We start from the raw sequence: 22,164 nt of genomic DNA, 5'->3' as shown, positions 1-22,164 counted from the left end.
GACGTGCTCAGCGGCCGGGGGTCACTTGGCCTCGGCGTAGGAGCCCACGGCCGCGACCGTGAGGGGGAAGTCGACGGGGGCTTCGCCGAAGAGCAGCCGGCCGGCCGCCGCGGCGGCCTCGCCCACGATGCCGTGGGCCTCCTCGGCCTCCTCCTCGGGGCCGTGCAGGACCACCTCGTCGTGGACGAAGAAGACCATCCGGGTCCGCAGCCCCGAGCCCCCGGGCCCGCCGGCTCGCAGCCGGCGCCGGATCTCGCCCATCCAGCACAGCGCCCACTCGGCGGCCGTCCCCTGCACCACGAAGTTCCGGGTGAAGCGCCCGTGGGAGCGGGAGAGCGTGCGGGACCTGGACTCGGCCTGGGCGGTGCCGACGTCGCGGACCGCGGCGAACCACGCCTCGTCGGGGGCGGGGGAGGTCCTGCCGAGCCAGGTGGCGACCTGGCCGCCGCGCTCGCCGGCCTCCGCGGCCCGCTCCACCAGCTCGATCGCGGCCGGGAACAGCCGCCGCAGGTGCGGCATCATCGCCGCGGAGTCGCCCGAGGTGGCGCCGTACATGGCTCCCAGCAGCGCGATCTTCGCCGCCTGCCGGTCCTTCAGAGCGGAGCCGGTGCGCTGCCCGATCTCCGCGATGCCGAGGTAGAGGTCGTGGTCCCGGCCGGCGACGGCGAGCGCCCGGTCCCCGGACATCGCGGCGAGGATGCGCGGCTCGACCTGGGAGGCGTCGGCCACGGTCAGGACGTGCCCGGGCTCGGCGCGCACGGCGTCGCGCACGGTCCGGGGGATCTGCATCGCGCCGCCGCCGTGGGCCGCCCAGCGCCCGGTGACGACGCCGCCCACCACGTAGGCGGCGTGGAACCGGTCCTCCCGGACCCACTCGTCCAGCCAGTGCCACCCGTTGGCGGTCCACAGCCGGTACAGCTGCTTGTACTCCAGGACCGGACGGATGAGCTCCCGCCGCTCCTCGACGTGCGCGCCGCCCTCCGCGGCCCAGGCCATGAGATCCCACTTCCGGGTGCTGCCCACCCGGACGCCCGCGGCGTTCAGGGCCCGCAGCAGGTCCTGCGGCGAGTCGGGGTTGAGGCGCTCGGAGCCCAGCACCCGCCCGACGTGCTCGGCCAGGCTCTGCATCCGGGCGGGCCGGCTGCCCTCCTCGGGGCGCGGTCCGAGCCGCTCTTCCAGGAGCCGCTCGTGGATGCCGCGGTTCCAGGGGAGGCCCTCGTGGTGCATCTCCTCCGCGATCAGGCCGCCCTGCGACTCGGCGGCCAGCAGGAGGTTCAGCCGATGCGGCTCGGGGCTCGAGGAGACCGCCCGCCGCTGGGCCTCGAGCTCGCGGATCAGCTGGTCGCAGGCGGGCCCCCGGGGCTGCGGCTGGGCTGCGGGGGCCTCGAAGAGCGATGCCTGCCGGGGATCGACGCGGGGCGGGGGGACGCGTCCCGCCGGCTCCTCCCGCTCCTCCGAGAGGTCGGCGGCCGGCGCGTACTCGACGCCGCGGGAGGACGCTGAGGCGGCGGTGCGCAGGATCCGCTGGCAGAGGCGGAGATCCCAGACCCGGGCGAGCTCGATGCCCGCCGCGAGCAGCTCGGGGTACACCTCGCGGGTGTCGGCCCAGACCCAGCGGATGCGGTCCGGGCGCTCGGATCCTTCCTGCACGGCCCGGACGACGGCGGCGAGCTGTCCGCGCGGGAAGTCCCGGGCGGAGACCTCGCGGCCGGCGTCGAGCGACACGGCGCGCCAGGGCGGCTGCGCCGTGTCCCCGTCGGGGCCTCGCGGCTCCGGGGAAGGGCCGAGGACGATGTGCATTCCTCTATTGTCCCAGAGGATGTGTCAGGCTGTCTCGCGTCGGGACGGCATCGTGCCGTCTTCGTCCTCAACTCGGCCGGCATCGCCGTGGCGGACTCCTCGATCTTCCGAGGGCGCGGGGCGCTGGAGTCTCCCGGTGTCCGGTGTCCGGTGCCCGGTGCCCGGGGCCCGGGGCCCGGGGCCGCGGCCGGGGCGCGGCGGGTGCGGCCGTCGGCCGGCCCGGTCCGGAGGAGGGGTCGAGGCGTCCGCGTCGGACCGTAGAGTGGTCCCGGGGCGGCAGCGGCCGTCCCGGACGGCGACGTCGTGGTGAGGAGGGGCGTTATGGGCGAGGGAACGGTCCGGCGGGCTGAGGAGATCGCCCGGCGCGCCCACGCCGGGCAGACGGACAAGGGCGGCGGGGACTACGTCGAGCACCCGCGGCGGGTCGCCGGCTACGCCGCGGAAGCGGCTCCCGACGCAGGGCTGAGGGAGGACGCGCAGGTCGTGGGGTGGCTGCACGACGTCGTCGAGGACACCGGCACGAGCCTCGCCGAGCTGCGCGGGATCTTCCCCGAGCGGATCTGCGCGGCCGTCGACGCGATGACCAAGCGGGCGGGCGAGTCGCCGGAGCGGTACTGCGCGCGGGTGCAGGGCGACGTCGTCGCGGCGATCGTCAAGCGGGCGGATCTGCGGGACAACACGGATCCCGCCCGGCTCGCGCTTCTGCCCTCCGAGGTGCGGGAATGGCTGCGGGAGAAGTACGCGCGCACGGAGCTGCTGCTCGAGCGCGCTGCGGCCTCGGCCGAGGACGGGGTCGTGGGGGAGCCCGCTCTCAGGGGCCCGCGCGTGCTGGGCCTCACCGTCGACGAGCAGACCCGGTGCGTGCACTACCGGCGCGAGGTCGACGTCGTCGCCATCCGCTTCGCCTGCTGCGGCGAGTACTACCCCTGCCACGCCTGTCACGAGGAGACCGCGGGACATCCTGCGCGCACCTGGCCGGCCGAGAGCTTCGGGGAGAAGGCGATCCTGTGCGGCGTGTGCCGCTCGGAGCTGCCGATCTCGGAGTATCTGGGAGCGGCCTCGTGCCCGCGCTGCGGGACGGGATTCAACGAACGGTGCTCGCTGCATCGGCATCTGTACTTCGCGGGGTGACCGGCGCGGGGCCTCGGGACGGGGCTCCCGGGACCGGGCCGTCCGGGACCGGACTGGCCGGCTCCGGAGCGGTGGAGGACGGGCCGTTGGACCCGGCGTCCCCAAGCGACTTCCTCGGGCCTCGGACGGGCCTGGATCCACAGAAGGAGCAGAACGGCGGGGCATGGGGGCCCGGGCCTTCCCCGGCACCGGCATGCTGGCCCCATGACGAGCGAATCGGCGGGTCTCCGCAGCACGAAGGAACGGGAAGCACACGGTTCCGTGGCCGGGATCGGAGCAGGGAGGACGGAGCCGGCCGGGCCGGGGCTGTCCTCGGCCCGGAATCCCGGGTGGGGGCCCGGCCCCGTGGTCGCCTGGGGACGGGACCGGGATTTCCTGCGCGTCGTCGCCGATGTCGCGGCCGCGGCGGACCGCCCCCTGAGGGTCCACTCGGGCGGGGGAGCCCCGCTGTGGGGTCCGCTGGACACCGTGATCGTCGAGGCCGAGAGCGTGCCGGACCTTATGAGCCACCTGGAAGGGGAAGCCGCCCGGCCCGCCGCGGGCCCGGTGGTGGTGGCCGGCCGTGACGGCGGGAGTGACCCATGGGCGGCCGCGAGCGAGCTGTCCAGGCGCTGGGGGCCGCCCGCCGTCGTCGTGCTGCCGCAGGGACGGGCCTGGCTGGCCGACCGGCTGGCCCTCCGGGAGGAGGCGCCGGCTGCTCGGCCGCGGATCGGGGTGGTGGGGGCCAGCGGCGGCATCGGAACCTCCGCGCTCGCCCTCTGGCTGGGCGGCCGGCTCCGGGGGCGCGGGAATGAGGTGGTGGTGGTCGACGCCGTCCCGGCCAGCGTCGGCCTGGATGCCTGCATCGCGCCCCGGCCGCTGCCCGGGCTGCGCTGGGAGGACCTCGTAGGGCTCCCGGGCCTGCCGGAGGGGGCGGCCCTCCTGGGAACTCTGCCCGCGGCGCACGGTCTGCCGGTGCTCACCTCCGGGAGCTCTTCCACGGCGGCCGAGCCCGGGAAAGACGGGACACAGGCGCCCGAGGTCACGGGCGGAGACCTTCCCCCATCGGCATCCGGTGCGCTCGCCCCTGCTCCCTCCCTCCCCGGAGCGGCGGGGACGAGGCCGTGGGACATCGCGACGGCGTTCGGCGGCGAGGCCATGACCGTCATCGACCTCGGGACCGCGGCCGGGATGCTGGCCCCCGGCGACGCGGAGGGCCGCTGGCTCTCCCGGTGCTCCGCGGTGGTGCTCCTGGTCCCCTTCACCCGGCGGGGCCTCTCCCAGGCGCGCGAGGTCCGGAGGCGCTGGGCGCCGCTGATGCCCCTCGTGCCGGTCGGGGTCGGCCCGCGATTCTGCGACGTGACGGACGCCGAGGCCGCGCGCATCCTCGGCGAGCGGCTGCACGCGGTCATCCCGCACCTTCCCTCGGTCTACGCGGCCTACGAAGCGGGCCATCTGCTGGAGGAGGGGCAGCATCGGGCCCTGCGTCGTCCGCTGGAGGATCTCGCCGACGCCGTCCTGGCCGCCCTCGGGAGGAACCCCGAGGAACGGTCGCCGGCCGCTTCCGGCACGGCGCCTCCCCGGCACCGGAACGGCCGGCGGGGGACCTCCTCCGCGCGGGGTGAGCGCACATGACCGCCCGGGTCACCGCGGCGGACCGACTCGCCGCAAGGGAGTCCGAGCGGGCCCGGAGCCGGGGGCTGGGCATCCTCCACCCGTTGCTGGAGGAGCCCGGTCTGACGGACATCTACGTGAACTCGCCCGACGAGGTCTGGACGGACGGGGCGGACGGTCCCCGACGCAGGGACGTCGTCTTCGCCGGAGAGGACGCCGTGCGCGAGCTGGCCACGCGGCTCATCACCGCCGCGGGGAGACGGCTGGACTCCGGCCATCCGTGCGCGGACGTCCAGAGCGCCGCCGGGTACAGGGTCCACGCCGTCATCCCGCCCATCTCCCCGGAGACGACCTGCCTCTCGATCCGCGTCCAGCCCCGCTCCCTGCCGACCTTCGAGGGGCTGTGCGCGGCGGGGATGCTGACGGAGAGCATGGAGGAGGCCCTGCGGGGGATGATCTCACGACGTCGCTCCTTCATCATCAGCGGCCCCGCAGGGACGGGGAAGACGACGCTGCTGAACGCCCTGCTCGGCCTGTGCGGGGCCTCCGAGCGGCTCGTGCTCATCGAGGACTCGGCCGAGCTGCGGCCGGCCCACCCCCATGCGATCAGGCTCCAGACCCGGGAGGCGAACGCGGAGGGCAGGGGAGCGGTGGGCCTGGCGGATCTGATCCGGCAGTCGCTGCGGATGGGCCCGGACCGGATCGTGCTGGGCGAATGCCGGGGCGCGGAGGTCAAGGAGCTCTTCCTCGCCATGAACACCGGACACGAGGGCGGGGGCGGGACGCTGCACGCCAATTCGGCGGAGGCGGTGCCGGCCCGGCTCGTGGCGCTGGGAGCCCTGACCGGGCTCACCGCGGAGGCCGTGACTCTCCAGGCGGTCAGCGCGATCAGCGTGGTGGTCCACCTGCAGCGTGGGCCGCGAGGGCGCTTCGTCCAGCAGGTAGGGGTGCTCTCCGTCGGAGAGGCAGGGCTGGAGGTCCTGCCCGCCCTGAGCACCACGCCGGAGGGGTGGACCGTCGCCGGCCCGGCCTTCGCAGCGTTGGAGAGCCTGACAGGTCAGGGACTTCCCCGGAGAGGGAGACGGCCTGAGAGGGCTCCGACGTCGTCGGCGACGGGACGAGGGGGTGAACGGACATGACGGCGGGTCTCCTGGCGGGGTGCGCGGCCGTCCTGATCCTCGGCGCGGTCCGCTGGAGGGAAGCCGCGCGTCGAAGGGGCCTCGTCCGCAGCAGCGGGGGCAGGGAACGACTCCTGCCCGTCTCCCTGCGGCCTCTCTCAGCGCTCCGGCGGCTCCTGGGAAGCGGTGCTCGGAACAGGGACGCGCTGGACCTCTGGCCCGGGGCCGTCCATCGGATGGTGGCCCTGCTCCACGCCGGTGCCGACCCCCTCACCGTCTGGCGGGCCCTCGGCTCCTGGACGGAGGAGGCCCATGCGGACGGATCACGGGGTACGTGGTCCGCGGCTCCGGGACGGGACCTCAAGAAGGCTTTGGAGCATGCCGGGTCCGCGGCACGCGCGGGAGGCGACCCCCTCGCCGCGCTGAGAGCGGCCTCCCTCGAGCATCCGCGCTCGAGGGAGGCCAGGAACATCCTGACCGCGGCGTGGCAGGTCTCGGGAGCCACCGGGGCACCGTTGGTCGGCGTGCTCACCCGGGTGGCCGGGGGCATCGAGGACGCGCTCGACGCCGCCGACGCCCGGGAGGCGGCGATCGCCGGGCCGCGGTCCACCGGACGGCTGCTCGCGGCCCTGCCCTTCCTCGGAGTGGGACTGGGGGTGCTCATGGGCACCGATCCCCTCGGAACCCTCCTCGGCACCGGGTGGGGACGCGTGGTCCTGGTGATCGGAACAGCCCTCTCCGTGGCGGGAGTCGCGTGGAGCCGGCGCCTCATCCGCATCGCCGAAGGAGGAGAGGTATGACGGCCTGGTGGCTCGTCCCGTTGCTGGCGGGTGCTGTCCTCCTCCTGGGGGGCGGCCGCCTGCCGCGATGGAGGGCTGGCACTGTCCGGCCCAGCTCCGCCGTGCGGACCCGCTCGGTCCCCGCTCCCTTCAGGATGGAGCTGGTCGGGGCGGCGCTGGACGCCGGGCTGCCGATTCCCAGGGCACTGGCGGCCGTCGCGGAAGCGGAGGGCTCACGGCGGCTGGCGGAGGTGGCGGCCCGGCTCGAACTCGGCCTGACGTGGGAGAGCAGCTGGGGCCCCGGTGCGGCGGACGCCGATGCTTCGGGAGCGGAGGATCGGGTGAGGGCGGGGGCACTCAGCGGAAGACGCCCGCTTTCCCTGCTTGCTCCGTGGCGCCGGCCTTCCTCCGGGAGGGGCAGGGAGAACCCGGAGCTGGAGCACCTGGGGCGGGCTCTGGGCTTCGCCTCCCGGACGGGGACGCCGGCCGCCCGCATGCTCCGCGCGGAGGCCCTCGCGACGCGGCGTCGCGCCCGCCGGGAGGCTGAGAAGCGGGCTTCCTCGCTGGGTGTTCGGCTGGTCCTGCCGCTGGGGCTGTGCTCCCTGCCGGCTCTGATCTGTCTGGGGGTTCTGCCGGTCGTCATCGGCCTGTTCTCCTCCTTGGCCTCATGATCGCTGCGGGGAGCGTGGGGAAGGGAACGGGGGATCGACAGGGGGAAGGAGCATCGGACGCGCAGCCTCGGGAGACCGAGTCGATGGAGGAAGGACCGCGTGGAGCAGAGCAGGAGGCGCGGGCGCGGCTCGCTGATCCACGACACAGACCACCGGGCCGCTGGGGCCCGGCTATCAAGGGGAAGGAGGGTGCATCGCATGAGGCATCCGGGAGAAGACACGGGGAAGACGAGGACGACGGGGCTCCGGGAGGAAGGCCCGAAGAGGTCCGCCGGCAGCGGGCCAGCATCGCGGCTGGTCCTCGCCGACGATGATCCCGACCTGGGCGCGACCACCGCCGAATACGGGATCGTGATGTTGGCGGCGGTCGGCTTCGCAGGTCTGCTGGTGGTCATCCTGCGCAGCTCGGAGGTGCGGGAGATGCTGCTGGGCATGATCCGCACCGCCCTCTCGGCAGGGTGATGGAGGCATCCGGTGGGCATCGCGGGGCGGGGCGGCGGGCGTCTCCCGGACGTGCGGCCGCCCCGCGCCGGCCCGGCGCCGGGGACGGGGAGCTGGGAGCGGCCACCGCCGAGTTCGCGATCCTGCTGCCCAGCATCGTGCTGCTGCTGGCGGTGGTCCTGGGAGCGGGGGCGTACGGTGTCGCCGCGGTCAAGGTGGAGGAGGCGGCCCGGCTCGCCGCCCGCTCCGCCGCGCGCGGGGACTCGGCGGAGTCCTCACGCAGCGTGGCCCAGGAGATCGCCGGGGAGGACGCCGTCGTCGTGGTGGAGATGCGCGGGGCCCGGACCGCGGTGGAGGTTCGCTCGCCCGCTCCGGGGATCATCGGGACATGGGGAGGCGCGGAGGTCTACGCCGACGCCGTGGTGGAGGAGGAGCCGGAGAGCGGCGGGGGATTCACGGAGGAGGACGGGGAATGACGACGCGACGGACGGGGGAGTCGGAGGATCACGCGGAGCGGGGCTCCTCGACGGCCGCGGCGCTCGGGATCGCGGCGGCCGCCGTCGTCCTGCTGGGCGCGGTGGGAGGGGCGGGTCACCTGGCGCTGATGGGTCACCGGGCGGCCACCGCCGCGGACCTCGCTGCCCTGGCCGCCGCCGACGCGAAGCGGGGGATCCGGGCGGGCGTGCCGTGCGAGGAGGCGGAGCGCAGCGCCGAGGCGAACGGTGCGCGGGTCACCACCTGCGAGGCCGCGCCGGGCGTGAGGGGCGGTATGGACGTGAGCGTCCGCGTCGAGCTCGCGGCACCGCTGCGCCTCCTGGGCCCCGCACGCGCGGTGGCGAGGGCAGGACCGCCGGGAGGAGAGGAGGAATGAAGCCCGAGGAAGGCGAGACCGGGTCGGGAGGGGAGCACAGGGGTGGGGAGGAGCATGCGGAGGCCTCATACTGGCCGGCACACGGCATGGGGTGGGCCGGGGAGGGCGTCCGCTGCAGTGCGGACGCCCTCCCCGGAGCACCCCGCCCCGGCTACGCGAAGAGGGACAGCAGCAGGGCGAAGCAGAGGCCGAAGACGCTGACCAGGGTCTGGACGGTCATGTGCGTCTTGGTGGCCTGGCCCAGCGTCATGCCGAAGGACTCCTTGACGAACCAGAAGCCGGCGTGGTTCACCCAGTTGAGCCCGATGGATCCCGAGCCGATGGCGATCACGATCAGCGAGACGAACATCGAGGACTCGTCGGTGATCAGGGGCGCCACGATCCCGGTCGCCGAGACGATGCCGACCGTGGCGGAGCCGGTCGCGAAGGAGAGGATGATGCCGATCAGCCAGCCCAGCACGATCAGGTTCATGTGCAGGTGCGAGGTGGCCGAGACCATGGCGTCGCCGATGCCCGAGTCCTTGAGGACCTCGTTGAAGGCGCCGCCGCCGGCGATGATCAGGATGACGCCGGCCACCGAGCCCAGGCTGCTGCCGAAGCTCGTGCGGATCTGCTCGCCGTTCATGCGCGCCGCCGTGCCCAGCGTGATCGCCGCGAAGATCACGCCGATGAGCATCGCCACCACCGGGTTGCCGATCGCCTCGGCGACGGACTCGGCGGGGGAGTCGGGGGCGATGATGACGACGACGGCGTGCACCAGCATCAGGGCCACCGGCACCAGGACGCAGACGAAGGCCATCCAGGTCGGCACCTTCCGGGCCTTCCTCTCCTCCTCGTCCCGGACCGCGACGGCGCCCTGCTCGGCACTCGCCTGGGAGTCTGGGGCCTGCCCGCCGGACCGGCCGGAGCCCGCCTCCCCGGCGGGCCTCTCGGAGCGCGCGCCCCCGCCGGAGCCCCCGCCGGATCCCGCGTCCCCGGAGGCCCCCGCCTCGGGCGCGTCCGGGGAGGTCCCCGTGTACTGCTCCACCAGCGTGCTCGAGGGCTCCAGGCGCACCAGCGGGGCGATGAAGCGGGCGTAGACGGGACCCGCGAGGATCACGGTGGGGACGGCGCAGACCAGGCCCAGCAGGATGGTCAGCCCGGTATCGGCGTTGAGGCCGTCGACGGCGATGAGCGGGCCGGGGTGCGGGGGCACCATGCCGTGCAGGCAGGACAGCGCCGCGATCGCCGGGATGAGGATCCGCAGGTACCACATCTTCGGCCGGTCGTGGAGTTTCTCGAGCCGGACCGCGACCGAGTAGATGACCGGCATCAGCACGACCAGGCCCACCTCGAAGAACATGGGGATGCCGACGACGAAGGCCACGGCCGTCATGATCCAGGGAGCGGTCTTCGGCGAGCTGTGCTCGACCACGAGGTCCGCGATGCGGCGGACGGCTCCGCTGTCCGCGAGGAGCCGGCCGAGCATGGCGCCCAGCGCCACCACCACTCCGGTCTCGCCGAGCGTGCCGCCGGCACCCTCGATCAGGGTCTCGGGGATGTCCACGAGGTGCTCGCCCGCGGCCAGGGCGGTGAGCAGGGAGACGACGAGCAGCGCCAGGAAGGGATGCAGCTTCGTGCGCCAGTTGATCAGGAAGATCAGGAGGGCGATCGAGGCGAAGAGGAGCCCGACCAGGTACACAGGATTGCCAAACACGGCGGGAGAGCCTTTCCGATGCGGCACGTCGCCGCGGGGACCAGGAGGCTGCACGAAGCGCCCGGCGTCCACGCTGAGCCGGCCGAGGATGAGAGGGACCGCCGTCACGTTACTCTTAGCGACGCTATTTATCGAATTGCCGACCTCCGGCCTCTCGCCCCGCCGGACCCCGCTCCGTGCGCCGGGCCCCCGCCTCGGGAAGGCCCCCGAGTTCCTCGGTCCCGCTCGGGAAGGTCCCCTGCGTCCCTCGGTCCCGGGGGCCTTCCGAGGCCTTTGGCATCGTAGGAAGCGTCGGTGCCCCGGCTCGCAGAACCGCCTCCGGGCCCTGGGTCCCCGCCTCAGGCCCCGGAGGCCCGCCGGTCCCCCTCCCGGTCCGCGTCGGCCGTCTCGAGCAGCCCGGTCAGCAGGCGGATCGCGCCGTCCTTGCTCAGCGGGTTGTTCTTGTTCCCGCACTTGGGCGACTGGACGCAGGAGGGGCAGCCGGCCTCGCACTCGCAGGCGCGGATCGCGGCGAGGGTCGCCTCGAGCCAGGCGCGGGCGACGTCGAACCCCCGCTCCGCGAAGCCCGCCCCGCCGGGGTAGCCGTCGTAGACGAAGATCGTGGGCAGCTCGGTGTCCACGTGCAGCGCCGTGGAGAGCCCGCCGATGTCCCAGCGGTCGCACGTCGCGACCAGCGGCAGCAGCCCGATCGCCGCGTGCTCGGCCGCGTGCAGCGCCCCGGGGAACTCGGGCTCGACGACGCCCTGGCCGGTCATGACCGTCGTCGGGATCGTCCACCAGGCGGCCCGGGTGACCAGCTCCTGCGCCGGCAGCTCCAGCGGCTCCTCGTCGATCACCCGGTTGCTCGCGATCTCCTTGCGCTGGAAGGAGACCACCTGGGTGCGCACCCGCACCAGCCCGCGGTGCAGGGTGACCGGCCCCCACCCGCGGGTGTCCTCGACCTCCAGGACCGTCACCTCGGTGATGTCCCGCGACTGGGTGTAGAAGGCCGGCTCGGCGGCGGTGACGACGACGGCGCGCCCCTCCTCGTCGAGCTCCTCGACGTGCCAGTTGGCGCCCTGGTGGACGTAGATCGCGCCGGGGTGCGCCTGGTGGTGCGCCTGCCCCGACTCCATGGTGCCGATGATCCCTCCGGTCTCCGCGTCGATGATCTGCAGCCGGTGGCCCCCGCCGCCGCGGATGTCCACCAGCTCCGCGGCCGACTCCGGATGGGTCCAGAACCAGCCGGTGGGGCGGCGTCGCAGGTAACCGTCCCGCTCCAGCCCGGTCAGGACCCCGGGCGCGGATGAGCCGAACAGACCCAGCTCCTCGGGCCGCAGCGGGCGCTCGGCGGCGGCCGCGCAGAGGTGCGGGGCGAGGACGTAGGGGTTCTGCGGGTCGAAGACGGTGGCCTCCACGGCCCGGTCGAAGACGTCCGCCGGATGGTGCACCAGGTAGGTGTCCAGCGGGTCGTCACTGGCGATGAAGACCGCCAGCGATTCCTGCCCGGCCCGCCCGGCGCGTCCGATCTGCTGGTAGAACGAGGCGCGGGTGCCCGGCCAGCCGGCGACGAGGACGGCGTCGAGCCCGGCGACGTCGATCCCCAGCTCCAGCGCGGGCGTGGAGGCGACGCCGAGCATCTCGCCGCTGCGCACCTGCCGCTCCAGCTCGCGACGCTCCTCGGGCAGGTAGCCGGAGCGGTAGGCGCATACCCGGTCCGCGACCTCGGGGGCGACGTCGTGCAGGTAGCTCTGCGCCTGGGCCGCCATGGTCTCGGCGCCGCGGCGGGACTTGATGAACGCGATGGTGCGGACCCGCTCGGCCACGAGGTCGGTGAGCATCTCCGCCGCCTCGGACAGCGCCGAGCGCCGGCGGGGCGCCCCGTTCTCGCCCGGTCCCGCGCCGGCGCCGTTGGGTCCGCGGCCGCTGGGCATCGGGGGCGCGGCGGGGTCGGAAGACGCGTCGGAGCCCTCGAGTCCGTCGGATCCGTGGATGCCGCCGGGCACCCCCGCCGCCAGCCCGTCCCGCTCCACCCGGTCCTCCAGCAGGGGCTCCCAGAGCAGCACGGTGACCGCGCCGTGCGGCGAGTCGTCGGCCTCGAAGGCCGTCACGTCCTCGCGTCCGGCGCCGAGCAGCCGCGCGAAGGAGGCGCCCGGATCCGCCGAGGTGGCCGAGGCCCCGATGAACACCGGCGCCGCGCCGTGCAGCGCGCACACCCGGCGCAGCCGGCGCATGATCATCGAGACGTGCGCCCCGAAGACCCCGCGGTACCCGTGCGACTCGTCGACGACGACGTAGCGCAGCCGCCGCAGGAACCGCGCCCACCGCGGGTGGTTCGGCAGCACCCCGGCGTGCAGCATGTCCGGATTGCACAGCACCAGGTTGGCGTGGTCGCGGATCCAGGCGCGCTGGCCGAGCTCGGTGTCGCCGTCGTAGGTCTCGGCGCGCACCGAGCCCAGGCCGAGCGCCCGCAGCGAGGACAGCTGGTCGGCCGCCAGCGCCTTGGTGGGGGAGAGGTAGAGGACCGTGGCCTCCCGGCTGTGCAGGCCCACGCCGGGGTCCTCCGCCCCGCGCACGATCGCGTCGAGGGCCGGCAGCTGGTAGGCCAGCGACTTTCCCGACGCGGTCCCGGTGGCGAGGATGACGTGGCGGGCCGCCGCCGGGCTCACGGTCCTCCCCGCGGCCCGCGCGGCCACGACCTCCTCCCAGGCGCTCGCCTGGGCGCGGTGGGCGGCCTCGGCGGCCAGGGCCTGGTGCCGGTACGGCTCCGGGACGCCGAGCCCGCGGAAGGCGTCCACCACCTCCGGGTGCGCCCACTCCGGCCATGGGGCGGTCACGGCCTCGCGCTCCGGCAGCACCCGGGCGTGCACGACCTCCGGGGGCTCCGGCCCCCGGTTCAACGACGCCAGCAGGTGCTCACGATGATCCACCCCACCATTGTGGCATCGCCGCCGGCCGCCGGGCCCGCGTAGAATACCGGCCGTGGCCATCTCGCGAATCCTCCTGTACTACGCCTTCGTCCCCCTCGCCGACCCCGAGGCGGTGCGGCTGTGGCAGCGCGCCCTGTGCGAGGGGCTGGGGCTGCGCGGGCGCATCATCGTCTCCCCGCACGGGATCAACGGGACCGTGGGCGGGGAGGTCGGCGCCCTGAAGCAGTACGCCAAGGCCACCCGCGAGCACCCCGCGCTCTCCGGCCTGGAGGTGAAGTGGTCCGACGGCGGGGCGGAGGACTTCCCGCGCCTGTCCGTCAGGGCCCGCGAGGAGATCGTCGCCTTCGGGGCGGCCGATCAGCTGCGGGTGGACGAGGACGGCGTCGTCGGCGGCGGGGAGCATCTGAGCCCTGAGGAGGTGCACCGGCTGGTCGAGGAGCGCGGGGACGACGTCGTGTTCTTCGACGGACGCAACTCCTTCGAGGCCCGCATCGGCCGGTTCCGCGACGCCGTGGTCCCCGAGACCGGGACTACCCGCGACTTCCTCGCCGAGCTGGACTCGGGCCGCTACGACCACCTGAAGTCCCGCCCCGTGGTCACCTACTGCACCGGCGGCGTCCGGTGCGAGGTGCTCTCGGCGCTGATGCGCGGCCGCGGCTTCGAGGAGGTCTACCAGATCGACGGCGGGATCGTCCGCTACGGCGAGACCTACGGGGATGCGGGCCTGTGGGAGGGCTCGCTCTACGTCTTCGACCGGCGGATGCACCTGGAGTTCACGCCGCAGGCGCTCACGATCGGCCGCTGCGAGGCCTGCGGGGAGCCCGCCCGCGCCTTCGCCAACTGCGCCGATCCGGCCTGCCGCCGCCTGGTGCTGCTCTGCCCGGAGTGCTCGACGCCGGGCGCGCGCTGCCCCGCCGGATGCGCCACGGGAGCCCCCGCGGCCTGACCGCCCCGGTCTGTCCCGGCCCGCGGCCCTCAGACCGAGCTGCCCGAACCCAGGTCCACCGGGTACAGCGGATTGTGCCCCGCCGCGACCCGCTCGTCCTCGCGCACCGGCCCCGGCGCGGACGCCCCGGCGGCCTCGTCGAAGGGCGAGCCGCCGAGCTCCTGGCGCCCGTGCGGCTCGAGCCACCCGGAGACGTCCGGCCCCACGGGGACGATCCCGGTCGGGTTGATGTCGCTCTGCACGCGGTAGTAGTGCTGCTTGATCTGCTCGAAGTCGACGGTGTCGCCGAACCCGGGGGTCTGGAAGAGGTCGCGGGCGTAGGCCCACAGGTGCGGCATGGTGGCCAGCGGCTGCCGGTTGCACTTGAAGTGCGAGTAGTAGACGACGTCGAACCGGGCCAGCGTGGTGAACAGCCGCACGTCGGCCTCGGTGATGTGCTCGCCCATCAGGTAGCGCCGGTTGCCCAGCCGCTGCTCGAGCCAGTCCAGGGCGCGCCACAGCCGGTCGTAGGCCTTCTCGTACGCCTCCTGCGAGCCGGCGAAGCCGCAGCGGTACACCCCGTTGTTGACCTCGGTGAAGACCCGCTGCATGACCTCGCGCATCTCCTCCTCGAGCTCCTCGGGCCACAGCTGGGGCGCGCCCTCGCGGTGGAAGCCGCGCCACTGCTTGGAGAGGTCCTCGGTGATCTGCGGGAAGGCGTTGGTCACGACCTTCCCGCTGGGCACGTCCACGATCGCCGGGACCGTGATGCCCCGCGGGTAGTCCGGGAACCGGGCGAGGAACGCCTGCTGCAGGCGCTCGATCCCCAGCACCGGGTCCCTGCCGTCCGGGTCCAGGTCGAAGGTCCACGAGCGGGCGTCGTGGACCGGGCCGGGCAGGCCGAGCGAGAGGGCGTCCTCGAGCCCGAGAAGGCGGCGGACGATGATCGTGCGGTTCGCCCACGGGCAGGCCCGGGCCGCGACCAGGCGGTAGCGCCCGGCCTCGACCGGCCACACGCCCCGCCCGGCGTCCTCGCCGCCGGACGCCAGGCCCGTGTCCGCGAGGATGCGGTCCTCGATGTAGTTGGTGTCCCGGGTGAACTCGCCGGAGTTCTTGATGTACGCCCCGGACGTCGAATGGCCGCTGCTCTCGCTCATGGCCTCATCCTGCCCGCCTCCGCCGGCGATGTACAGGACCCCGCCCCCACGCCCTAGACTGGATCCCCGTGATGAGCATCCCAGAATTCTCCCGCGTGCCGGACTCCCCCTACAGCGACGACGTCAAGGCGGTGGAGGCGCTGGCCCAGGCCCTGGCCGCCGTCGACTTCTCCTACGAGGGCATCCGCGGGCTGCTCGGCGAGGGCCCGTTCGCGGCCCTGGCGCGGGACCATGTGGTGCCCGCCCGGCACCGCATCCGGCAGGTGCTCGGCGGCGAGGTCGCCGCGCGCCCGGGACAGCGCCGGCTGGCGGGGGCGGTCGAGCTGTTCATGCTCGGCGGCGGCACCTCGCAGGAGGGGCTCGACGCCGTCCTCGGCGAGGGCGCCTTCGAGACCCTCCGCGCCCTGAACCTGATCGAGGAGGCGGACGGCCGGTGGGTCAGCGCCGTCGACCTCACCCCCCACGCCGCCGACGACGGCACGGAGCTGTGGGTCGCCTCGGACCTGGGCGCGCACCAGCGCCCCGGGGCCCTGAAGCGGGACCACGTCCTGGGCATCGGGCAGGCATCCCTCACCCTCGCCCAGTTCACCGAGCGGCGCCCGGTCCGCTCCGCGCTGGACCTCGGCACCGGCTGCGGGATCCAGGTCTTCCACCTCCTGGCGCACGCCGAGCGGGTCACGGCCACCGACCTCTCGGAGCGGGCGCTCGCCTTCACCCGCTTCAACCTGATCCTCAACGCCGGCGCCCTGGGGCTGGACCCCTCCCGGCTGGGGGACCGGGTCGAGCTGCTGCGGGGCAGCCTGCTGGAGCCTGTCGCGGGGCGCGAGTTCGACCTGGTGGTCTCCAATCCGCCGTTCGTCATCACCCCGCGGCGCGAGGACGAGGACGAGCTCTACACGTACCGCGACGGCGGCCTGCCCGGGGACCAGCTGGTCTCGGAGCTGCTGGGCGCGCTGCCCGGTATCCTGGCGCCGGGCGGGCGCGCCCAGCTGCTGGGCAACTGGGAGATCCACGAGATCGACGCCGAGGCCCCGCAGACCGGCCCCCGGCAGGACCAGCGGGACGACTCCCAGGAGCCCCGCCCGGCCTGGGACGCCCGTCCCCGCCGGTGGATCCCCGCCACGGCCGATGCCTGGATCATCCAGCGCGAGGAGCTCAGCCCGGAGGAGTACGCCGAGACCTGGCTGCGGGACGCGAGCCAGCAGCGGGACCCGGAGGCCTTCGAGGCGGCGTCGCTGGACTATTCGAGGGACTTCGCCTCCCGCGGGGTGGCCGCCGTCGGCTTCGGCATGATCTGGCTGCGCCGTCCCGAGGGGGAGGCCGCGCTGCGCCGCTTCGAGGAGATCGGACACCCGATCCAGCAGCCCGTGGCCCCCGCGATCACGGCCGCCGTCGAGGCCCACGACGCGCTGGAGCGGATGGACGACGAGCGGCTGCGCGCCGCGCACCTGACCGTGGCCGGGGACGTGACCGAGGAGCGGCACCAGCGCCCCGGTGCCGAGCACCCGGGCGTGATCCTGCTGCGCCAGGGCGCGGGGCTGCGGCGCACCGAGCTGCTGTCCACCGAGGCCGCCGGATTCGTCTCGGCGTGTGACGGCGAGCTCTCCGCCGGCCAGATCCTCGACGCGCTGGGCGCGCTGCTGGAGTGGGAGGACGAGGGACCGGCGTCGGACCTCCTCCTTCACATCCGGCGGCTCGTGGGCCACGGTTTCCTGGAGCTTACGGCGCGGTCCTAGACTCGGGACATGACGTCACCGAACCCCCATGACCTGCCCCGGATCGACGAGCAGCGCTGCTGGGACCTGCTGAGGTCCCACGCCTACGGCCGGCTGGCCGTGGCCGCCGCCGGGGTCATCGACATCTACCCCGTCAACCACGGCGTGCTCGAGGGGAGCCTGTGCTTCCGGACCGCGGAGGGCACCAAGCTCGCCAGCGTGGTGGTCGGCCGGGACGTCGCGTTCGAGATCGACGAGGTCGCCGACGGCGTCGCCCGCTCGGTGGTCGTCCACGGCCGGGCGGAAGTGGTCGAGGACGCCGAGCTGCTCGGGCGTTTGGACGGGGCGGGCGTGGAGAGCTACGCTCCCACGGTCAAGACCGTCTGGGTCCGGGTCACCCCCGAGCGCATCGACGGTCGCGAGTTCGAGGTGGGCCCCGAGCCGCCGCGCGAGTGATCGCCGCGGGCCGGGCGGGACGGCCTGGAGGCCCGGCCGACGCCCCCGGGGCGCTCGGGTCCGCCGCTCGCCGGCGTTGACCGGCCCCCTCGGAACCTCCGCTATTGTGGGGGCGTATCCACCCGTGAAGTCTCAAGGAGTGACGTGCCAGCACAGGCCAAGGGCAAGACCACCGGCAAGAGCCTACTGATCGTGGAGTCGCCGTCGAAGGTCAAGACCATCGGCGGCTACCTCGGCGACGCCTACGTCGTCGAGTCCTCGATGGGCCACATCCGGGATCTGCCCCAGCCCAAGGAGCTGCCGGCCGAGCTCAAGAAGACCCCGGTGGGGAAGTTCGCGGTGGACATCGAGAACCACTTCGAGCCGTACTACGTGGTGAACCCGGACAAGAAGAAGAAGGTCACGGAGCTCAAGCGGCTGCTCAAGGAGTCCGACGCCCTGTACCTCGCCACGGATGGCGATCGCGAGGGCGAGGCCATCGCGTGGCACCTGCTCCAGGTCCTCAAGCCCACCGTCCCCGTCTACCGGGTCACCTTCCCCGAGATCACCCGCGAGGCCATCGAGCGCGGCTTCGAGAACCTCCGTGAGATCGACGACGACCTGGTCGACGCCCAGGAGACCCGCCGCGTCCTGGACCGCATCTACGGCTACGAGATCTCACCGGTGCTGTGGCGCAAGGTCTCCCAGGGCCTGTCCGCCGGCCGCGTCCAGTCGGTCGCGACCCGCCTGGTGGTCGAGCGGGAGCGGGAGCGCATGGCCTTCCGCTCCGCCGAGTACTGGGACCTCTCCGGGACCTTCGTGACCGGCTCCGACGAGTCCTTCAACGCCAAGCTCTCCGCGCTCGACGGCGCCCGGGTCGCCTCCGGCAAGGACTTCGCCGACTCCGGCGAGCTCAAGGACTCGGCCCGCGCCAAGGTCGCCCACCTCGACGAGGAGACCGCCCGCGGGCTGGTCGCCGCCCTGGAGGGCTCGGAGTTCTCCGTCACCTCGGTCGAGACCAAGCCGTATACCCGCCGCCCCGCGGCCCCCTTCACGACTTCGACGCTGCAGCAGGAGGCGGCCCGCAAGCTGCGGTTCTCCTCCCGCTCCACGATGCAGGTCGCGCAGCGGCTCTACGAGTCCGGCTACATCACCTACATGCGCACCGACTCGGTCGCGCTGTCCGACCAGGCGATCAACGCCGCCCGGCAGCAGGCCAAGGAGCTGTACGGCGGCGACTTCGTCCCGGACAAGCCGCGCCTGTACGCCTCGAAGTCCAAGAACGCCCAGGAGGCGCACGAGGCGATCCGTCCCTCCGGCGACTCCTTCCGGACGCCGTCGGACGTGAAGTCGCGGCTCTCCGCCGACGAGTTCCGCCTGTACGAGCTGATCTGGAAGCGCACCGTCGCCTCCCAGATGGCCGACGCCAAGGGCCAGACCGCCTCGGTCCGCCTCGCGGCCTCCACCAGCGACGGCCGCACCGCCGAGTTCGGCGCCTCCGGCACGGTCATCACCTTCCGCGGCTTCCTCGCCGCCTACGAGGAGGGCCGCGATGCCTCCCGCGAGGACGAGAAGGACGGCAAGGACAAGCGCCTCCCCGAGCTCGCCGAGGGCGACGCGCTGACCGGGCGCGACGTCGAGGCCAACGGCCACGAGACCTCCCCGCCCCCGCGCTACACCGAGGCCTCGCTGGTCAAGGCGATGGACGAGCTCGGCATCGGCCGCCCCTCGACCTACGCCGCCGTGATCTCCACGATCATGGACCGCGGCTACGTGGACAACCGCTCCGGCTCGCTGGTGCCCTCCTGGGTCGCGTTCTCCGTGGTGCGCCTGCTCGAGGAGCACTTCGCCGAGTACGTGGACTACGAGTTCACCGCCGAGATGGAGGAGGACCTGGACCGCATCTCCCGCGGGGAGGAGAACAAGGAGCGCTGGCTCTCCTCGTTCTACTTCGGCAGCGACTCCCGGCACGGGCTGAAGCCGATCGTCGAGGACCTCGGCGAGATCGACGCTCGGGCCGTGAACTCCGTGGCGATCGCGGACGGGATCACCCTGCGTGTGGGCCGCTTCGGCCCCTACCTCGAGACCGAGGGTGCGGTGGACCCGGAGACCGGCGAGATCGGGGACCCGATCCGCGCGAACATCCCCGAGGGCCTGGCCCCGGACGAGCTCACCGCGGAGAAGGCCCGGGAGCTCATCGAGCAGGGCAAGGCGGACGGCCGCGAGCTGGGCGAGGACCCGGAGACCGGCCGCACGATCGTGGCCAAGGACGGCCGCTTCGGCCCCTACGTGACCGAGGTGATCCCCGAGCCCACCGAGGAGGAGCTGGCCAACCGGCCGGTCGAGTACTACAAGAACGGCAAGCCCAAGCCGCCCAAGAAGCCGCAGAAGCCCAAGCCGCGCACGGCGTCGCTGTTCAAGTCCATGTCCCTGCAGACCGTCACGCTCGAGGACGCCCTGAAGCTGCTCTCGCTGCCGCGGGTGGTCGGCCAGGACGAGGAGGGCACGGACATCACGGTCCAGAACGGCCGCTTCGGCCCGTACCTGAAGAAGGGCACGGACTCCCGCTCGCTGACCTCCGAGGACCAGATCTTCTCGATCACCCTCCAGGAGGCCCTGGACATCTACGCCCAGCCCAAGCAGCGCGGGCGGGCCGCGGCCAAGCCCCCGCTGGCGGAGCTGGGCAAGGATCCCAGCAACGACAAGCCGATCGTCGTCAAGGACGGCCGCTTCGGCCCGTACGTCACCGACGGCGAGACCAACGTGACGGTCCCGCGCTCGGAGACCGTGGAGTCGATGACCCACGCCCGCGCCGTCGAGCTGCTGGCGGAGAAGCGCGCCAAGGGCCCGGCCAAGAAGCCGGCGGCGAAGAAGCCCGCCGCGAAGAAGCCGGCGGCGAAGAAGACGAGCACGGCCAAGAAGACGACGGCGAAGAGCTCGGCCGCCAAGAGCTCGTCGACCAAGAGCACCGCGGCGAAGAAGACGACCGCCAAGGGCTCCGCCGGCACGGCGAAGTCCTCGGCGACGAAGGAAACGAGCTGACCATGCGCCTGTCCGTCCTCGACGTCGGGTCCAACACCGTCCACCTCCTCCTGCTGGACGTCCACCCGGGCTCCCGCCCGGAGCCGTACGCCTCGCACAAGTTCCCCCTGCAGCTGGTGCGCTACCTGGACGCCGAGAACAACATCAGCGACGAGGGCCGGGACGCGCTGACCCACTTCGTCGCCGAGGCGCGGGACTTCGCGGCGGAGCACGAGGCCGAGGACATCCTCGCCTTCGCGACCTCCGCGATCCGGGAGTCGGACAACGGCGCCGAGGTGCTCGACCACGTCCAGACGCAGACCGGGGTGACCCTGACGGAGATCGCCGGGGACCAGGAGGCCGCGATCACCTACTTCGCGGTGCGCCGCTGGCAGGGCTGGGGCGCGGGGACGATCCTCGACCTGGACATCGGCGGCGGCTCCTTCGAGATGGCGCTGGGCAAGGACGCGCTGCCCGACGTCGCCGTCTCGGTCCCGCTCGGCGCGGGCCGGCTGACCCGCCAGTTCATCGGCGAGGACCTCCCCAAGCCCAAGGAGGTCAAGGCCCTGCGCAAGCACGTGAAGTCCACCCTCAAGCCCGCCGTGGCCCGGGTGAAGGAGGCCGGCACCCCGAACATGGTGGTCGGGACCTCCAAGACCTTCCGCTCGCTGGCCCGCATCTGCGGAGCGGCGCCCTATGCGGCGGGCCCCTACGTCAAGCGCGAGTTCCACCTCCAGGACCTGCGGCTGTGGACCCGCCGGATGGAGGCCATGACGCCGAAGGACCGGGCCGACCTGCCCGGCGTCTCCGCCAAGCGGGCCCGCCAGATCCTGGCCGGCGGCATCGTCGCCGAGACCGCGCTGGAGCTCTACGGGATCGAGACGATGCGCGCCGTCCCGTGGGCGCTGCGCGAGGGACTGATCCTGCGCCGGATGGACCGCCTCAACTCGCAGGGGTCCGCCGCGCTGGTGGACCCCAAGACCCTGTCTCCCACCCTTTAGGACTTCCCCGTGGACCCCACACCCCGTCTGCCCGATCCGGAGCGGAAGCGCCCCGTGGCGCTGTCCTCCTCCTCGGTCTATCCGCTCAAGATCGCCGACACCTTCGCCATCGCGGAGGACCTGGGGTACGACGCCGTCGAGGTCATGATCACCGGCGACCCGCTCTCCCGCGACCCGGACGAGCTGCTGGACTACGTGCAGTACTACCAGCTGCCGATCAGCGCCATCCACGCCCCGACCCTCCTGCTGACCCAGCACGTGTGGGGCGACGCGTGGAACAAGATCCACCTGGCGGCCAAGATGGTCAAGCGGGTCGGGGCCGACGTCATGGTCGCCCACCCGCCCTTCGCCTGGCAGCGCCGCTACGCCGCCGGCTTCCCCGAGGGGGTCCGCCGGGTCTCCGACGCGGAGGGCGTGAAGATCGGCGTGGAGAACATGTACCCGTGGCAGGTCGCCCGGCGGGACGTCATGATGTACGCCCCGCACTGGTCCCCGCTCGGGCAGAACTACGAGTGGGTGACCTGGGACTTCTCCCACGCGGCGGCCTCCGGCATGGACTCCCTGGAGGCGATGCGGCAGCTGGGGCCCCGGCTGGGGCACGTGCACCTGACGGACGGCTCCGGCAACTCCGTCATGGACGAGCACCTGCGGCCCGGGCACGGCACCCAGCCGGTCGCGGAGTGCCTGGAGTACCTGGTGGAGACGGACTGGGACGGCGTCGTGGCGGCCGAGGTCTCGACCCGCAAGGCCAAGAGCGCCGACCAGCGGGACGAGTGGCTCTCCGAGACCCTCGAGTTCGCGCGGAGGCACCTGGGGCAGTTGTAGCCCCGCGCCGATTGCCCGTCCCGCCGCATCGGATACTGTGGGGAGCGTACCGACCCGCGACACGGCAGGAGTATCC

General features: G+C 73.5%; 17 protein-coding genes. 13 read left to right on the top strand and 4 right to left on the bottom strand.

Going from position 1 to position 22,164, the window contains the following annotated elements; genetic code table 11:
* Nucleotides 1-21: 21 nt before the first annotated feature.
* Entirely contained in the window at nucleotides 22-1,800 is a 1,779-nt protein-coding gene (locus EWV39_RS01625) for a bifunctional 3'-5' exonuclease/DNA polymerase (protein ID WP_129656554.1), read from the bottom strand.
* A 321-nt stretch (nucleotides 1,801-2,121) separates the two neighbouring features.
* Between EWV39_RS01625 and EWV39_RS14285 the strand changes: the two genes are divergently transcribed.
* From EWV39_RS14285 to EWV39_RS01580, 7 genes are all read left to right on the top strand, one after another.
* Complete coding sequence (locus tag EWV39_RS14285) at nucleotides 2,122-2,931, top strand: CHY zinc finger protein (RefSeq protein WP_337589928.1); 810 nt, start codon at nucleotides 2,122-2,124, stop codon at nucleotides 2,929-2,931.
* Nucleotides 2,932-3,276: 345 nt separating this feature from the next.
* A complete protein-coding gene (locus EWV39_RS01610) occupies nucleotides 3,277-4,545 on the top strand; it encodes a CpaE-like family protein (RefSeq protein WP_129656553.1) in 1,269 nt (422 codons plus the stop codon).
* Nucleotides 4,542-5,663 carry a TadA family conjugal transfer-associated ATPase gene (locus tag EWV39_RS01605; protein ID WP_129656552.1) on the top strand — a complete coding sequence of 374 codons (1,122 nt, stop codon included), beginning with the start codon at nucleotides 4,542-4,544 and terminating at the stop codon, nucleotides 5,661-5,663. The genes EWV39_RS01610 and EWV39_RS01605 overlap by 4 nt, the downstream gene beginning before the upstream one ends.
* 350 nt (nucleotides 5,664-6,013) lie before the next feature.
* Nucleotides 6,014-6,442, top strand: coding sequence for a type II secretion system F family protein (locus EWV39_RS01600; protein ID WP_129656551.1), 429 nt, complete (start codon nucleotides 6,014-6,016; stop codon nucleotides 6,440-6,442).
* An 848-nt stretch (nucleotides 6,443-7,290) separates the two neighbouring features.
* On the top strand, nucleotides 7,291-7,554 hold the full coding sequence (locus EWV39_RS01590) for a DUF4244 domain-containing protein (RefSeq protein WP_129656549.1): 264 nt from the start codon (nucleotides 7,291-7,293) through the stop codon (nucleotides 7,552-7,554).
* Nucleotides 7,554-8,009, top strand: coding sequence for a TadE family type IV pilus minor pilin (locus tag EWV39_RS01585; RefSeq protein ID WP_129656548.1), 456 nt, complete (start codon nucleotides 7,554-7,556; stop codon nucleotides 8,007-8,009). The genes EWV39_RS01590 and EWV39_RS01585 overlap by 1 nt, the downstream gene beginning before the upstream one ends.
* Nucleotides 8,006-8,404 carry an Rv3654c family TadE-like protein gene (locus EWV39_RS01580; protein WP_129656547.1) on the top strand — a complete coding sequence of 133 codons (399 nt, stop codon included), beginning with the start codon at nucleotides 8,006-8,008 and terminating at the stop codon, nucleotides 8,402-8,404. The genes EWV39_RS01585 and EWV39_RS01580 overlap by 4 nt, the downstream gene beginning before the upstream one ends.
* Nucleotides 8,405-8,555: 151 nt before the next feature.
* On the opposite strand, the gene EWV39_RS01575 is transcribed toward EWV39_RS01580, so the two are convergent.
* Both EWV39_RS01575 and EWV39_RS01570 read right to left on the bottom strand, forming a co-directional pair.
* On the bottom strand, nucleotides 8,556-10,100 hold the full coding sequence (locus tag EWV39_RS01575) for a GntP family permease (RefSeq protein ID WP_129656546.1): 1,545 nt from the start codon (nucleotides 10,098-10,100) through the stop codon (nucleotides 8,556-8,558).
* 338 nt (nucleotides 10,101-10,438) lie between these two features.
* Complete coding sequence (locus EWV39_RS01570; RefSeq protein WP_165313074.1) at nucleotides 10,439-13,009, bottom strand: DEAD/DEAH box helicase; 2,571 nt, start codon at nucleotides 13,007-13,009, stop codon at nucleotides 10,439-10,441.
* A 52-nt stretch (nucleotides 13,010-13,061) separates the two neighbouring features.
* Here EWV39_RS01570 and trhO point away from each other — a divergent pair, with 52 nt between their 5' ends.
* Nucleotides 13,062-13,955, top strand: a complete 894-nt coding sequence (gene trhO / locus EWV39_RS01565; protein ID WP_129656544.1) for an oxygen-dependent tRNA uridine(34) hydroxylase TrhO — start codon at nucleotides 13,062-13,064, stop codon at nucleotides 13,953-13,955.
* 29 nt (nucleotides 13,956-13,984) lie between these two features.
* Here trhO and EWV39_RS01560 read toward each other — a convergent pair whose 3' ends face one another.
* Nucleotides 13,985-15,091, bottom strand: coding sequence for a glutathione S-transferase C-terminal domain-containing protein (locus EWV39_RS01560; protein ID WP_129656543.1), 1,107 nt, complete (start codon nucleotides 15,089-15,091; stop codon nucleotides 13,985-13,987).
* A gap of 71 nt (nucleotides 15,092-15,162) precedes the next feature.
* Between EWV39_RS01560 and EWV39_RS01555 the strand changes: the two genes are divergently transcribed.
* The 5 genes from EWV39_RS01555 to EWV39_RS01530 all read left to right on the top strand — a co-directional run bounded on the left by EWV39_RS01555 (nucleotide 15,163) and on the right by EWV39_RS01530 (nucleotide 22,088).
* The gene (locus tag EWV39_RS01555) at nucleotides 15,163-16,827 is read left to right on the top strand and encodes a DUF7059 domain-containing protein (RefSeq protein WP_129656542.1); all 1,665 of its coding nucleotides are present in this window, start codon (nucleotides 15,163-15,165) and stop codon (nucleotides 16,825-16,827) included.
* Nucleotides 16,828-16,836: 9 nt separating this feature from the next.
* Nucleotides 16,837-17,262 carry a pyridoxamine 5'-phosphate oxidase family protein gene (locus EWV39_RS01550; RefSeq protein ID WP_129656541.1) on the top strand — a complete coding sequence of 142 codons (426 nt, stop codon included), beginning with the start codon at nucleotides 16,837-16,839 and terminating at the stop codon, nucleotides 17,260-17,262.
* A 144-nt stretch (nucleotides 17,263-17,406) separates the two neighbouring features.
* Nucleotides 17,407-20,283, top strand: coding sequence for a type I DNA topoisomerase (gene topA, locus EWV39_RS01540; RefSeq protein WP_129656539.1), 2,877 nt, complete (start codon nucleotides 17,407-17,409; stop codon nucleotides 20,281-20,283).
* 2 nt (nucleotides 20,284-20,285) lie between these two features.
* The gene (locus tag EWV39_RS01535; protein WP_129656538.1) at nucleotides 20,286-21,263 is read left to right on the top strand and encodes a Ppx/GppA phosphatase family protein; all 978 of its coding nucleotides are present in this window, start codon (nucleotides 20,286-20,288) and stop codon (nucleotides 21,261-21,263) included.
* Nucleotides 21,264-21,272: 9 nt separating this feature from the next.
* Nucleotides 21,273-22,088, top strand: a complete 816-nt coding sequence (locus tag EWV39_RS01530) for a sugar phosphate isomerase/epimerase family protein (RefSeq protein ID WP_129656537.1) — start codon at nucleotides 21,273-21,275, stop codon at nucleotides 22,086-22,088.
* The last annotated feature ends 76 nt before the right edge of the window (nucleotides 22,089-22,164 follow it).

The organism is Rothia halotolerans (genome assembly GCF_004136635.1).
GTDB classification, from domain to species: Bacteria; Actinomycetota; Actinomycetes; order Actinomycetales; family Micrococcaceae; genus Rothia; species Rothia halotolerans.
The sequence above is the reverse complement of the archived record's forward strand: the minus strand, read 5'-3'. Positions and strand labels throughout refer to the sequence as shown.